At 70.3% G+C, this 15135-nt stretch carries 10 protein-coding genes; all 10 read right to left on the bottom strand.

All coding sequences use genetic code 11. The features are described from left to right. Positions 1-6: 6 nt before the first annotated feature. A complete protein-coding gene (locus AC3AP7_RS23355; protein ID WP_487364905.1) occupies positions 7-3933 on the bottom strand; it encodes a type VI secretion protein IcmF/TssM N-terminal domain-containing protein in 3927 nt (1308 codons plus the stop codon). Further along, the gene (locus tag AC3AP7_RS23350) at positions 3930-4601 is read right to left on the bottom strand and encodes a DotU family type IV/VI secretion system protein (RefSeq protein WP_487364904.1); all 672 of its coding nucleotides are present in this window, start codon (positions 4599-4601) and stop codon (positions 3930-3932) included. Before AC3AP7_RS23350 ends, AC3AP7_RS23355 begins: the two co-directional genes overlap by 4 nt. Before the next feature lies 1 nt (position 4602). After that, positions 4603-5991: a type VI secretion system baseplate subunit TssK gene (gene tssK, locus AC3AP7_RS23345; RefSeq protein ID WP_487364903.1), complete on the bottom strand. Its 1389-nt coding sequence runs from the start codon at positions 5989-5991 to the stop codon at positions 4603-4605. Between the two features lie 31 nt (positions 5992-6022). Further along, a complete protein-coding gene (tssJ, locus tag AC3AP7_RS23340; RefSeq protein ID WP_487364902.1) occupies positions 6023-6781 on the bottom strand; it encodes a type VI secretion system lipoprotein TssJ in 759 nt (252 codons plus the stop codon). A gap of 164 nt (positions 6782-6945) precedes the next feature. Continuing rightward, positions 6946-7722: a hypothetical protein gene (locus AC3AP7_RS23335; RefSeq protein ID WP_487364901.1), complete on the bottom strand. Its 777-nt coding sequence runs from the start codon at positions 7720-7722 to the stop codon at positions 6946-6948. 19 nt (positions 7723-7741) lie between these two features. Next, entirely contained in the window at positions 7742-8137 is a 396-nt protein-coding gene (locus AC3AP7_RS23330; protein WP_487364900.1) for a DUF4150 domain-containing protein, read from the bottom strand. Positions 8138-8146: 9 nt separating this feature from the next. Beyond that, on the bottom strand, positions 8147-8812 hold the full coding sequence (locus AC3AP7_RS23325; protein ID WP_487364899.1) for a DUF3540 domain-containing protein: 666 nt from the start codon (positions 8810-8812) through the stop codon (positions 8147-8149). A 22-nt stretch (positions 8813-8834) separates the two neighbouring features. Beyond that, positions 8835-9836 carry a pentapeptide repeat-containing protein gene (locus AC3AP7_RS23320; protein ID WP_487364898.1) on the bottom strand — a complete coding sequence of 334 codons (1002 nt, stop codon included), beginning with the start codon at positions 9834-9836 and terminating at the stop codon, positions 8835-8837. 47 nt (positions 9837-9883) lie between these two features. Then, positions 9884-12556: a DUF2169 family type VI secretion system accessory protein gene (locus AC3AP7_RS23315; protein ID WP_487364897.1), complete on the bottom strand. Its 2673-nt coding sequence runs from the start codon at positions 12554-12556 to the stop codon at positions 9884-9886. Between the two features lie 4 nt (positions 12557-12560). Continuing rightward, positions 12561-15122: a type VI secretion system Vgr family protein gene (locus AC3AP7_RS23310; protein ID WP_487364896.1), complete on the bottom strand. Its 2562-nt coding sequence runs from the start codon at positions 15120-15122 to the stop codon at positions 12561-12563. Between the last annotated feature and the right edge of the window lie 13 nt (positions 15123-15135).

Below are 15135 nucleotides of genomic sequence, written 5' to 3'. Positions count from 1 at the left end.
CCGGCCTCAGTTGCCCGCCGCCGTTTGAGCGGCCGGCCCGCGCCAGCAGGCCCCCACGTTCGGCGGCACGCCCAGACTGCCGAGGTTCGGCGCGCTGTCCGGCAGCGTCGGCACGGACGCCGGCAGCGGCGGGTTCTGTGCGGCGATCTGGTCGACGAGGCTCATCTGCTGCTGTTGCGACTGCGCGTTCTGGATCTCCTGCTTGCGCAGCGCGGTGCTCTTCGCGAGCGCCTCGTAGGCCTCGATCGTATGCGCCGCGTTCAGCACGCCGTCACTGCCGGCAAACACGTAGCTCACGCTCAGTTGCTGCACGCCGAGCGCCTTCAGCGCGGCTTCGTCGGCCGGGAAGTCCGCGGGGCCGAACTGATGCTGGCCGTTCGCGAAGTCGCCGAGGAACCCGGCCACGCCGAGCGGGCCCGGATAGTCGCGGGTCAGCGTCAGGTTGCCGATGCGGATCTGCAGCCGCGCGTCGCCGCACTGGCCGGCCTGCCATGCGAAGCTCGTGCTCACCGGGAAGTTGTAGTTGTTCAGCGTCTGCACGCCGGCCGCGCACTGGATTGTCAGGACCGTCGCGTACGGCTTCGCTTTCGCGCCCGCGTTCACGCCGGTCGGCTGCGACGTGATCGTCAGCGGCACGCTGGTCGCGCGCGCCGCGTCGGCCTGCTGTTTGGCCGTCGCCAGCGCCTGATCGAGCTGCGCGAGGGTCTGCTGCGCCTGCAACTGGGCCTGCTGCGCCTGCAACTGCTGGGTCTGCTTCGCGGCGGCGCTGCGCTGCTGTGCCTGCTGCTGCGAAAGCTGGCGACCCAGCGCATCGTTGAGCATCGGCAGGAAGCCGGGCGCGAACGGCACGGCGTAGCCCTGCGTCGCGATGATGTCGTAGCGGCTCGCGTTGCGCGCGAGGAACGGCTTCGCCACGCCGTCCACGAATGCCCAGACCGTGCCCTTCGCGCCGTATAGCTGGTCGAGCATCGCGCTCTTGTCGGGCGCGCCCTGCAGCGGCCAGATCACGTTCGCCTGCCAGTTGCGCTGCAGTTCGCACGACGCCTGCTGCTCGACATAGCTCACGACGAAGTCGAACGGCCCGCGAACCAGCTTCCACGTGAGCGCCTCGGAGCCGTCGCCGGGGCCGATCAGCGTCTGCAGCCGGGTGAGCGGCTGCAGCGCGTTCATCACCTCGGACGGCTGCGGCTGCGGGTTGAGCGCGAACTGATGGAAGTTCGCCGCGATCTGATAGTCCTTGCCGCTGCCCGCGCTGCTGTCGATCGCGAGCTTGTTCAGCTGACCGAAATACAGGCTCAGCGCATCCACCGCGCCGAGGTTGGTCCGCACCGTCTGGCCGCCGGCCTGCGGCGAACCGGCAAACGCCTGCCTGAGCGCCGACGCGCCGACCGCGTTGATCGCGCCGACCACCTTGACCGCCTTGTTGGCCGCGCCGGCGCGCGTCGCCTGCTCGCGCAGCTGCTGGAACTGCTTCGCGAGCACGATCCAGCCGGGCAGCGCGTTGGGGGTGCCCGCGTCGCCGTCCGGCGTGTCCGCGAACTCGTCCGCGACGCGCGCGATCAGCCGGAAGTACGGGCTCTGCGGGCCGCTCACGATGCCGAGCGCGGCACGCCAGTCGGGCTCGCTCGAATACGGCGGCTGGCTGCTGGCGAAGGCGTCGACGAACTTCTGCCACGCGGCGATGCGCTGCACGCGATACCACGCGTCGAACGCGGCGCGCTGCTGATCGAACTGCGCCGGGTTGCTGACGGCCGCGCGGATCTGCGCGGCGAGCGCATCGAGCGCCTGCTTGCCGGCCACCGTATAGACCGCCGGCACCGTGATGCCGGCGCTGTCTGCGGCGGCGGCCACGTTTGCGCCGGCGATGCCGCCCATGCCGCCCATGCCGCCCGCGCCGCCCGCGCCGAGCACCGCGCCCGCGAACGAGCGGCCCCCGGAACCCAGCGCGCCGGCCACGGACGCCGCGGCGCTACGGCCCCAGAAATCGCTCGCGCGCACCGGCGCGAGCGTCCCGCTGTCCGGCACGAGGCCGGCGAGCCAGGTCATCTGCGGATCGGCACTCACGAGCTGGTCGAGCAGCGCGCGCCGCGCGTTCAGGCGCTCGCGCAGATAACCGGCGTCGGCCGGCGACCAGGCCAGATACGACAGCGCAAGCTGGTTCAACTGCTGGTTCAGCGGCGCCGGATAGAGCTGGGTCGGCACCGGCTGCGGCAGCGCCTGCAGCGCGGCGCGGTCCGCGCCGTTCAGGCGCGCCTGCAGGAGGCTCACCGAGCGCGCGAGATCGAGGATCAGGCTCGCCTGCTCGGCCGCCGCATCCGGATCGGCGGCCGGGCTCGTCGCGTTCACGCGCGCGAGATCCGCCTGCAGATCCTGGTCGGTGGCCGGCTCGATCGCCTCGCGGTATTGCTTGACGAACACGCCGCGCAGACGCGACTCCAGCGCCGCGAGCCCCGCGGCGTCGCCGAGCAGCCCGGACAGCCAGCGCCGGTCGTTCTGCTCGACCTGCATCAGCAGGTCGTTCGACGACGCAAGCGCCGCCGCGTCCTGCGCGAGGTTGCCGGTCAGCGCGACACGCTCGGGATGCCCGTCGCGCACCAGCGCAAGCGTCTGCATGTCGCCGGAGAACGACACCGACAGCAGGATTCCGAGCGCGATCAGCACCAGCAGCCAGCCGGCCATCCCGATGCCCTGCGTGATGCGCTTCCACGGGTTGCCAAGGCGCGCCGGCTTCGACGCGCGCCGGTCCTGCGGCAGAATCCGGCCGAAGAAGTCGTGCAGGAACAGCCCCGCGATGCCGCCCGCGTGCCGCGGCGACGGCGGCAGCAGCCCGCCCGCGACGGCCGACGCCGCGCCGCCCTCCTGCTGGCCGCTGCTGAAGAAGATCCCCCGCAGCCACGGCCGCTCCAGATACGGATTGTCGGCGACGCACGCGGTGAGGAACATCACGAGGCCGGCACGCAGCTGGTCGAGCTCGTTCGGGAACATCAGCAGCTCGGGCGCCGGCTGCGGGTTGCGCGCGAGCAGCGCGAGCCGCAGCGCGTGCAGCCGCGCCATGATCGAATCGAGCGCGCGTCCGACGAAGGCCGCTTCGCTGTCCTCCTCGCGCTCGTCGGCGAGATACCCCATCGCCTGGTCGAGCGCGTTCGCCGGCAGCGCGGCCGCCCATTCCTCGAAGCCGTACAGGCGGTCGCTCTTGGTGATCAGCAGATAGACCGGGAAGCGCTTGCCGAACATCCGGATCAGCTGCTCGACGCGCGCGCGCACGACGCGCCCCTCGTCCGCGAAGCCGTCGGGGTCCGGCGACACGAGCCGGTCCGCGCTGACCGCCAGCACCAGCCCGTCGAGCCCCTCGCGCGGCCGGTAGCGGCCGAGCAGGTCGAGCCCGAGCTCCCACTCGCGGCGGTCCTGGTCGATGTCGTCCGCGTGCACGTAGCGCCCCGCGCAGTCGATCACGACCGCGCGGTCGAAGTACCACCAGTCGCAGTTGGCGGTCTGGCCGATCTGCGCCTGCTGGCTCACTTTCTGGATCGGCGAGGACAGCCGCGCGCGCGTGAGCGCGGTGGTCTTGCCGGTGCCCGAGCGGCCGACCACCATGAACCACGGCAGCACGTACAGCGGGTTGCCGCGGCTGCGCAGGTTCGAGCCGCGCAGCGTCGCGACCGCCGCCTTCCACTTGCGCCTGAGCAGCGTCTGCGGCGACGCGTCGGCCTCGACGCGCAGCGCGGCCGACTGCTTCGCGAGCCGGCTGCGCGAGCGCAGCAGCACGAACATGCGCCGCAGGAAGCCGACGACGAACAGCAGCGCGAGCACGCCGACGAACAGCGCGAGCGCCACCCACAGCGGCCACCCGAAGTACAGGACGACGCCCCAGCTGGCGAGCGCGAGCGCGATCAGCGCGACGATCCAGAGCAGCACGATGCCGAGCTTTTTCATAGGCGAATCTGCGCGAGCAGCGTGTCGACGGACTGCCCGACGACGTAGTAGTACACGCCATACAGCGCGGCCAGCACGAGCAGCGGCAGCACGATCGCGGTCAGCGTCGCGCCCGACAGGCGCGGCGCCAGGCGGGTACGCGCGGCCGGACGCGGCGCATCGCCGCCGTAGCCCTCCGGGAACAGCAGCTGGTCGGCGCCGGCCGGCAGTTCGCCCTCGGGCAGCAGCATCGCGAGATTGCTGCGCTTGATGTCGGTGAGCGCCTTCTGGTTGCGGTCGTACGCATAGCGCCCGCCGAAGCCGAGCGCGAGGCACAGGTAGAACACCTCGCGCACCGGCAGCCGCGCGGGCGTCAGTTGCGCGAGGCGCTCGTAGAACACGACGCCCGCGTTGCTCAGATTGCAGTAGCGGCGCTGCAGCAGGTGACGCTGCCATTGCGCGGCGCCTTCCCAGCGGGCCGCGAGCAGCACTTCGTCGGCCCAGGCGGCGAACGCGAACAGCGCCTCGTCGACGTCCGCCTCGGCGAGGCCCGCGTCGTGCGCGCGCAGCCGCGCGGCGGCGATCGCGCCGTCGAGCTGCGCGGTCAGCGTCGGCGCGTCGCCCGAGGGCTCGCGCACGAACGCGCGGACCTGCGCGAAAAGGGGAATCAGGCAGTCGGCAAGTTGCACGCTATCTCCGCAGCACGACGATTTCGGCACGCAGATCCTGCGGCGCGTCCGGCCATTGCAGCGCGATGCTCTCGTCGCGCTCCACCGCGTCCCACAGGTCGCTCGCCTGCTCGATCCGGAAGTAATACGACGACGCGCGCCGCGGCAATCCCTGCGGCGCATTCGGCATGTGAATCAGTTCGAGCCCCGGCAGCGCATGGCCGATCAGGCGCGCGACGTCGCTCGCGGTCGCGAGCCGGGCATCGCGCAGCACGCCGTCCACCAGTTGCCCGCCCGGCTGCTCGGAGCGCAGCACCAGATAGAAGCGGTTGCGCCGTGCGAAGAACGTGCGCGGCAGCTCGCCCGTGAACAGGCCGTCGCGGTATTCGAGCACCGCGAGATGCTCGGGGCCGACCGCGATCTCGCCGAGCAGGAAGCCGATCAGCGCCTGGGCGCGCGAGAAGCATGCGTACAGGTCCGCGTGTTCGTAGGCGGGCAGCCCCGGCGTGCCGTCCTGCGCTTCGCCGAGCATGTCGAAGCGCTCCGAAAACGCGCTCAGTTCGCCGACCAGCTGGCGCAGCGCGCCGTATACGTGCCACGGATGCACCCCGGGCGTCTGCGTCAGGTGCACGAGCTGCGGGCACGCGCGCGACAGCGTGCGCAGCGCGAGCAGAAACACCATGTAGCCGGGATCGAACTCGGCCTTCTGCAGTTCGCGCGGGCTCTTCAGTTCCTGCAGCTGGTGCGCGCGCCCGGCGAGGTCGTCGCGGATCTCGCGCACGATGCGCAGCAGCGTGTCGGACGCGGACAGCGCATAGCTCGGCGGGATGAAGCGGTCGGACAGCGCCACCGTATCGCCGATGCGCACGAGTTGCGCGACCGGAATCAGGTCGTAGTGGCCGAGGTTCGCGATCTCGCCTTCGAAGAACACCTTGACGACGTGCAGCAGCGTATGCACCGGCGCGGGCGGACCGTCCGAGTACAGGTCGGGCACCTCGGGCGGGCGCGCGAGGCTCGCGTAGCGGGTCGATGCGGCGGCCGCGTCGTCGGCGCTCTCGCACAGCGTGACGTTCTCGCCTTCGGCGGCGAGCTTGCGCACGCCGAGATACACGGTGAGCGCGCGCCCCTCGCCGACCGCGTCCGCGTCGAAGCGGCGCGGCGCAAGCACCGCGTTGCCGGGAAATTCGACGTAGGTGCGGTCCGGAAAGATCAGCTGCGCGGCCCGGATGTCGATCGTCTGGCTCGCGATCGCGGCCGCGGCGACGTCGAGCGCACCCGCCCCCCAGAAATGCGGAAGCCCGGTTTCAACCACCGGCTTGCTGCGAAACTGCTCATACAGCGCCGCAAGCTGGAAATGCTGCGGCTGCATGAACATGCCCTGATGCCAGTAGATGCCCTTGTTGTGGTCCATTGCTGCGGATCCGCCTTGTTCGGTCTGGGTTCTAGTTGCCGAGCTTGCGCAGCGGCGTCTCCGGCGTACCGGCGCCGGAGGCGGCGAGCGGCGCGCTGGCCGCGCCGCTGCTGCCGGCGAGCCGCAGCTCCTTGCCGCCGCCCTCCAGCTGTTGCGCGCGCTGCAGATCGGCCGCGCTCGGGCCGTTCGGCAGCACCTCCGAATTGATGATGCCCTGCGGGCCGAGGTTGAGCCGCACGACGAGCGGCCCCGGCAGCAGCGTGTGTTTCCTGAAGATGAAGCCGCTCGTCTTCGTGACGACCGGAATGTCGTACTGCCGCACCGCATTGGCCGCGCCCATCTGCGCGTAGCCGGCGACGAGGCCGATCGTGCGGGTGTTCTGCGCGCGGTCGAGGATCAGGTACGCGTGCTGGCCGGGTGCGACCACGTAGCGCGAGAACTGCAGGAACGTGGTCGGCACCTTGCCGGTGGCCATCGTGTTCGCGAGCGTGGCCGGATCCGCGGCGAGATTGCGAAAGGCCTGCGGGTCCGCCGTTTCGTAGATGCCGAGCAGCAGCGTGTGCGGCTCGCCGTCGTACTGGTTCAGGCCGGGGTCGGCGACGAGTTCGAGCATCACCGCGTCGGTCGCGTAGCTCCACGACACGTCCGCGAGCGGGTCCTTGCGCGGCCCGCCGCCGCAGCCGGCCAGCGCCGCCGCGCACAGCGCCGCGCCAAGCCACGCCAGCCCGCGCGCGATGCGCGCGGGCACGCCGCCCTTCGTGTCTCCCGCAACCCCCGCCGCCCAAACCATGCCTTGTATCCCGCCTTGATGTCATGAAGCCGTCTGCGTTGCCGCACATTCTCCAGCAAATGCGCGCCGTGTAAAGCACCGCGACGTTCCGGACGCCATTGTCGCGGCAACCGCGCGCCGCTGTACAGGCCCCGCGCGGCCCGCCGCAACGGCGCGCGGGCGGCTCAGACGAGCGGCACGATGGTCGCGTCGGCCTCGCTGTCGTCGGTGTACGGCATGAACAGGACCGCGTGCGGCGTGCCTTTCACGCGCGCGTAGTACATGTCGTCGGGGCCGAGCCGGTTGCGCAGCGCCCACGCGCCGAACTCGCGCGCGCCGACCTGCAGCGTGAGGCCCTCCTGCGCATATTCGAGCACGGTCTTCTCGGGCAGCTTGCCGCGCGGGCCGACCGCCTGGAAGTCGATCTTCGCGTCGCCGCCGTGCACGCCGAACACGACGCCCGTCCATTCGCCCGCGCGCGGGCCGAGCGCGAACCACTGGCCGAGCTGCTCCTCGCCGACGACCTCGAAGCGATAGTCCTGCGCGACGCCGGCTTTCGCGACGTTCGCGCGCGCGACGATCTTCGCGGGCCAGGCCGGCGTGTTTTCGAGCAGCACGGTTGCGCTGCCGAGCAGCTCGGGCGCGCCGCCCGCCTGCGCGGACCACGACAGCACGACTGGAAACGCCGCGCCGCGCGCCTCGCGCAGGCTCGCGGCGAACAGCGACAGCCCGTAGCGCACCGACGGCTTCGCGAGCGCGTCCTCGCTCGCGAGGACGAGCCACAGGTCGGCACGCGCGGCGTCGAGCGCGTCGAGGCCCGCGCGCCACGCGAGCTTCGCCGGCTCGTCCACCCAGAAGTGCCCCTGGGTGGCGAGGCCGTAGCGCTTGAGAAGCTGCGAGACGGCGCTCACGCGCGCGCCGTCCTGGTCCTTGTCGAAAGCGGTGATCCAGACGGTTTTCATGATTTTTGCGTCTCGCGGGTTAGCTCAGGACCATCACGACCGGCTGGCTGGGCGCGAGCACCGCGCCGACCATGTTGCCGCCGTTCTGCTGGGTCGGGTCGCCGAGCCGTACCGCCGGCGCGCCTTCCAGCATGACCGTCATGCTGCCGGTGACGAACTGCACCTTCCCCATCACCGTGCCGGACACGGCGCCGCCCGCCACGCCCGCTTCGTCGCCCGAGGTCAACGGAATCTCCGACGACGTGTTCAGCGCCGGCGCGCCCGCGATCAGCACGGTGGTGGTGGCCGGCGCGCCCATCGGCGGCATGCCGATATTCGGGTACGGGATCGGCACCGGGGGAGCCGGCGGCGCGGGCGTCTTGCATACGTCGGGCATCGCCATGCACTGGCCGCCCGCTTTGGTCACGACGAACATATCCGGCTCCTATCCGAGGTCGATCTTGGCGGCGTCGATCTTCACCTGGCCTTCTGCCAGCACGGTTGCGTGGCGGGCCGACACGTGCAGCCGCTCGTCCACCTGCATGCGCATGCGGCCGGCGCGCGTTTCGTCGGCGTTGTCGATCCAGCGCAGGCTGTCGCCGGCGCGCTGGACCAGCCGGCCCACCGTGCTCGTGACCTGCTGCGCGACCATGCCGAGCACGCCGAGGCCCGCATGCAGATGCTGGATCGCGGCTTCCACGCGCTGAAACTTGATTTCGCCGCGCGCGCCCTCCATGACGATTTCGGGGGCGCGCAACGCCACCCCCACAGCCGCGTTCATCTCCACCTGCTCGGCTTCCACGCGCAGCGCGCCCGCTTGCGCGTGCAGCGTCACGTCGCCGGGCAGCATCAGCGAGGCGCCTTCGGGCGCGGCGCGCGCCAGCACGGCGAGAATGTACGAGACGGTGTTCGGGCCGCCCGCGCACACGAGGACGGTGTCGCCGCATTCGGGAGCGACGAGACAGCTGTCGGCGCGCAGGGCGCGCTGCGGCGCGCTGCTCGCGGCGTCGAACAGGTACCACGGATCGGCGCGGCCGGTCACCGTGGCGTACGTGAGGCCGACTTGCGGGTCGCTGCCGGGGCGGGTCATCGGAACAAGCGTGCGGTTCATGAGCGGTTTCCTTGACGGGTATTCATTTCGGGCCGCGCGGCTGCCATTGCTCGGCGCGTTCGAGGAGGGGGTCGGTCGGGCGCGCACTGTCGAGCCGTGCGCCGGCGAACTGCGCGCCGTTGCGTACGAGCGCGTGAAGGTTTGCGCCGCTGAAGTCGGCCTGCGAGGCATCCGCGGCGGACAGGTCGGCATGCGAGAGATCGCAGTACGTGAAACGCGCCGACCTGAGCGCGGCGCCACGCCAGGTGCTTGCGGTCAGCACGGATTTGTTCCAGCGCGAGTCGTTCGCGCGCGCGTCGTCGAAATCGGCTTCGCTCGCGTTGACCATTTCGCACATCGCGCCGCTCAGATCGGCCTGCGTGAACACCGCCTGGATGAACGCGGCAAACAGGGCGTTCACGCCCTGCAGCGAAGCGTCCTGCAACTGCGCGCCGATCAGGCTCGTCCGGTCGAGGGTCGCGCCGGCCAGATTCGCGCGGCGCAGCTGTGCGCCGTCGAGGATCGCCATCGTCAGATCGCATTGGCGCAGGTCCTGCCCGCTCAGGTCGCAGCCGCGCAGGAAGGCCTGCACGAGCGACGCGCCGGCGAGGCGCGCGCGGCTCAGATCCGCGCCCATCACGGTGTAACGCTGCAGGTTCGCGCCCGTGTAATCGGTGTCGGCGTGCAGGCAGCCATGCGCGTCGCTGCGCACGAAGCGCGCGAGCCCGAACCGCGCGCCCGTGAAGTTGCAGCGATCGAATGCCGCATACGAAAAGTCAGCCGAGCGCGCGTCGGCGCCGCTCAGGTCCACGTTCTCGAAGCGCGCGCGCTGCGCGGTCGCCGCTTCGAGCGTCGCGCGTGCAAGACTCACGTCCTGAAGGTCGGCATTGGCGAAACGGGCGCGCCGGAGATCGGCTCCGTCGAGCATGACGTGGTGCAGGCGGCTGCCGGAAAAGTCGACGCCGGACAGATCGGCGCCGGACAGATCGACGCCCGTCAAAAGGCGTTGCGCCGCAAGCGCCGCGCGCGCTTCATCCGCGCTCATGCGTACCCGGCCTTCGCGGCCTGCGTGGGTGTTCCCGGGTGTCCTGCTCATAGGATCGGTGGCCTGAACTGGAGAAGAGTGCGCTCGATGTTCGAGCCTTCGAGCATCGCTACCGTGGGCTGCGTCCCGTCGAAATCGACGCCGTACAGGTTCGCGAAGCGCAGATACGCGCCGCTCACGTTCGCCTTGCGCAGCGACCCCTGGAACAGGTTGACGGCGTCGAGGTTCGCGCCGCTCAGGTCCGCCTGGGCAAAGCGTGCGCCCTTCGCCGACGATGCACCGAACTGCGCCCCCGGTGCCTGCGCCTTGCTGAAATCGGCGTGGTCGAGCACCGCGGCTTCGAACGTCGCGCCGCGCAGCTGCACGCCGGCCCAGCACGCGCGACTCAGCTTTGTCCGCGTAAAGCGCGCCCCGTCGAAGCACGTGGTCGCGTCCGCCCGCGAACCGCTCAGCGTGGCGTCGGCGAATTGCGCGCCGACTGCCTGCGCGCCGTAGAACTCCGCCTGCGCACAGGCGGCCTGGGAGAAGTCGCAACCGCCGATCTGGCTGCCGCTGAAGCTGGCTTTCGCGAGCGCCGCGCCGCTGAAGGCCGCACCGCTCAGATCGCAACCCGTGAAACTCGCACGCTCGGCGCGGCACGCCGACGCGTTCACGCCCGGCATTTTCGCCTGGTCGAAAAGCGCGCCGCGCAAATCGGCGTGCGCAAGCTGCGCGGCCGAGAAATCGGCGCCCGTGAAATCGCCCTCGGCCAGCCGCGCACCGCTCAGGTCGGCCCCGGCGAACGCGCTCCCCGGCGCGCTCGCGCGGCCAAGCTGGGCGCGCTGCAGGCCGGCTTCGCTGAAGTCGGTCCCGCGCAGCAGGGCCTGGGTGAAATCGACGCCTTCCAGACGGCTCGTCGCGAACGACGTCTTGTCGAGCGTCGCCCCGGAAAAATCCGCGCCGGACAGATCGAGACCCGCCAGGTCGAGGCCGCCCAGCGCATAGCCGGCAAGGCTCTGGCCGGCCGCATGGCGCGCGATCACGTCCTCGCGCGTGAGCGGCGCGCCGCCTGCCTCGCCCGCCGGCAGCCCCGGCAGCGCCACGGCGGGCCGCTTCGGGGCCGTCTGCGCCAGCACGTCGAGCGCCGCGAAGGCGTCCTGCGCGGCAGCGCCGCCCGGCAGCGCGAGGTGCTGCGCGGCCGTCGCCGCGTCGGGTTGCAGGTGGCGCGCGAGATCGGCGTCGCTCAGGTTGTAGCGCTTCATGACCGCGCGCGTCTCGCCATTCAGCGCGTCGATCAGCTTGCCGACGTCGGCGAACGTGGCGGGGGTATCCGGCGCCGGTGCCCGCATGTACTTCGCGATATCCGCCTCGCCGAGGTTGTGGCGCTGCATGAGCGCGCGCGTTTGCGCGTTCACCTCTTCGACGAGCTTGCCGATATCGCTCAGCTTCGTCGCGGGCAGTTCCGCCGGCTCCACCGCCTTCATGTAGCGCGCGATATCGGCCTCGCCGAGGTTGTACTTGCGCATCAGCGCCTGCGTTTCCGTATTGAGTTGCGCGGACAACCCATGCACGACCGAGAGTTCCGCCTTGACCGCCCCGCCCGCCGCAGCCGCCTGTTCCGCCGCCGCCGCGGCGGCAGCCGCCGCCCGCGCCTGCGCCGCGGCCGGCTCCGCTACCGGCGGCACGGCCGGTAGCGGCTTCGCCTTCACGGCCTTCGCCCTCTCGTCGCGAAACGCCTGTGCGTAGTGCTCGAACGCGAGCGGCGCCGTCGCCGACGCTTCCCAGACGGACTTGATGTGCAGCACGTCGCTCGCGTCGTCGTCGGCACAGCGAACGAGCGCCCGGTACAGCACGGCGCCGCATTCGAGTTCGGGAAAGAGCCAGACGGTCTCCGCATGCGCGGCCACCTCGCGCAGCGCGTCGCCGTCCGCCGTGCGGACGTTCACGAAGCAGCGCGCGCGCAGCCCCGGCAGTGCGCCTTGCTGGGTGCGCTGCTGCGCGTGCATGTTGTCGATCTGGAACGCCTCGTCGCCGGCAAAGTAGCCCGCGAGGCGCTGGTCCTGCGCCGCGGTCATGAACAGTTCCGCGCGCGTGTCGGTGGGCAGGTGCGGCCAGGCCGTTTCGAGCCAGCGTTCGTCGCAGGTGCCCAGATACTGCTGGCGCAGCGGCGCAGCAAAGCCGAAACCCCAGAAGCCGGCCGGCGTTGCGCGCTCGCCGGGCCGCGTCATCGGGTGCAGCTCGCGCTCGACATTCGGCAGCGCGAGCGGGCCGGCGGCGGCGCCGGCGCTATCGGGCAGATACCCCTTGCCGGACGGATTGTCCGCGAACGCCGGCCCGCCGTACGCGGTGGCGGGCTCGACCGGCATGCGCTCGTAGGCGAGCGGCGCCGAGATCGCGCCGCGCGCATCGAATTGCCGGTCGCCGCTGACCACGAGCGACTTCGACAGCGTACCGAGCCGCACCCGCACGCGCTGCTGCGCGACCCGCGTGCCCGCGGGCGCGCACGCCGCGCCGTAGACGAGATACTCGCCGGCGGGCTTCGGATAGCCCTCGTCGAGGATCGCGTCCTTGCCGAGCGCCTGCTGCATGAGCGGCCACATCTCATGGTCCGCCAGCAGCGCATCGGTCCCGCGGCCTCCGAAGCGGAAGCACGCAACCGCGCCGATGGCGAGCGTGTCGAGGCCGGCAAAGCGCAGACTGCGGTACAGCACGGCCATGTTGTCGGGTTTGAGGATTTTCATGGTCTCAGCCGAGCCGGATGACTTCGCCCGAAATCGCAATGGTCGGCGCCTCGACGTTGACCTGCGGCGCGCTAACCTCGAGCGTGGCCGCGCTCGTCAGCGAAATGGCGCCGCCGTCGAGCAGGATGTCGCCGTTGCTGGTCAGGTCGACGAGGCCCGTGGCATTGACCTGGAACGTCGAGCCGTTCACGAGCACCGAAGCCGGCGTCGCGGTGATCTTGTTCTCGTCCACCTCGATGGCGACGCGCGCTGGCGACGTGATGCTGACGCCGGCCTCGGCGACCATCGACACGTTCACCGCGTCCACCACCACATCGTCGGCGCTCGTGAGATCGATCAGCTGCTTCGCGTTGACCGAGACGGTGCTCGCCGTCATCGTGATGCCGAGCTGATTGGCCTTGATCTCGCTCGCGTACAGCGCGGCCTTGTCCGCCGCGGCGAATGCGCTCGCGCCCCGGTACAGCAGGATATGCGCGAGCGCGCTGCCCGCCATGCCGCCCGCCACCATCGGGAATACCTGCGCGTAGCTGTCGCTCGTCCACGGCTGCAGCTTGCCGGTGCCGCCGTTGTCGTCGTCGGCCATGCCGAGCGTCGCGGCCGCCGTGCCGGCCACCGCCAGGTTCGCCGCCACGTTGAACGCGGTGGCGATCTGGATATCGGTCTTGGCGGCCGCGAATGCCGCCGCTGCGATCGGGTCCTGGCCGGCGCAGATCGTCACGCTTTCCGTGCCCTTCAGGTTGGCGTTGGTCTTCAGCGAAAGCGAGTCGCCGTCGTGCAGCGAAATCGCCTGCCCTTTCTTCCACGTGACGTCGGACGACCAGGCAAAGGCGGTGTTGGCCGACATCGTGAACGACGTGGTCGCCGCCGCCGTGGCCGTGAACGACGGGCCGACCGTGACCGTCGTGTTCGCGCCGATCGTGTACTTGTTGCTGGCGCCCACGGTCAGGCTTTCCGAGCTGCCCGCCGTGCTCGTCCACAGGCTGCCGCCGCCCTTCGGGTCAGTCGAGCCGATGCCGATCGAGCTGTTGTGGAACGGCGAATGCAGCCAGATCGCCTCCTTGCCCTGGCTGTCGCCCATGAACAGCTGGTTGCCGCCCGCCGTGCTGATGCGGTTCGCGTGCGCGTTATCCTGCGTCACGACGTTCGAATTCTCCGAATTCGCCAGGCTGCCCACGATCACCGGCTGATCGGGATCGCCGTCGATGAACGACAGCAGCACCTCCGCATCCTTGTGCAGCGGGAAGTGCATGCCGTGATCGGTGCCGGAATACGGCGTGGCGAGACGCAGCCGCGCCGAGCCCTTGTTCGGGTTTTTTTCGGTCTTGTCGAACGGCAGTTGCACCTTGTACTGGCCAAACGCGTCGAGCTCGGCATACTGGCCGTCGCCTTCGCTGTCGATCGTCGCATTCATCGTGCCGGCCACGCGCGGCTTGGCCGTCACGCGTTCGGGACGGAACTGCGTATCGGCCGGAATCGCCCGGAAGCTGTTGCGGTAGACGATCTCCCCGCCGCGCGCGCCGTCGCTGTACGGGCTCTGCACGCCGCTCAGCAGTGCGCCCGCCTGCGAGCCCTCGTGATGCACTTCCGTCACCAGATAGCGTCCGTTGAAGCCGTCGCGGTAGTGATGCGCGAGCGTCAGGAAATAGCCGCTGCGCACGCCCACCGCGGTGCCCTCGCCCGAGAACACCTTGCCCGCGCACACCAGTTCCTGGGCGCGCAGCTTCGCATAGCGGTCGCCCTCCTGCTGGCTGCGCAGGTTCTCGCCGTACAGCACGACCTCGCCGATCCCCGACGCCGAAACGGTCGCGCTCGCCTTCAGCTGCAGCGCGGCCTTGCGGTAGTTGTAGTCCTGCAGCACGACCTCGCGCGGCAGCGGCTTTTGACGGCACACGAAGTCGCGCACCGAGTCCGCCGCCACGCCGGTGTCGAGCGAGTCGTCCGGACGGTACGCAACCGCCAGCGACTGCGCGTCGTGCATGACCTTGTCGTCGACGACGACGAGTTTCTCCGCGCTGCCGTCGTGGTCGAAGTAGTAGTAGATGCCTTCCTTCTCCAGCCAGCGCGAGACGAAGTCCAGGTAGGTTTCCTGGTACTGGCACACGAAGCTGCGCGGCCGGTACGTGCCAGTGAGGCGAAACTCGTAGTCGCCCGAGTTCAGCCGCCCGTTTTCGAGCACGGTGCGCAACGTATCGGGAATCGGCTGCTCGTCGAGGTATACCTCGGAGATGCGGAACAGCGAGAGCCGCCACAGCCGCGGCACCAGCACGGCGCGGTAGAACACGTAGCCGCCGGCGCGATGCAGCTGCTCGAACTCCGCGAGAATGCCGTGATAGGGCGCGCGCAGCGCGCCTTGCGGGCCGTAGAGCGTGAACGTCGCCGGGTGGCTCAGCATCGCGTCGAAGTCGATCGATGCATCGTCCGAAACGAGCGTCAGGACGAAGCGGAACGGCTGCGAGATCGACTCGAAGCCCTCCATTTCCACGACCGCGAACTTGTCCGCGTCAAACGCTCCAGAGGTAAACTCGAAGCGCCTGTTCGCCAACATCTGGTCAGCCATTGAGGCCATGCCGATTCTCCGT

Source organism: Paraburkholderia sp. PAMB 6770, from assembly GCF_057748135.1.
This window is presented reverse-complemented; position numbering and strand designations above follow the sequence as displayed.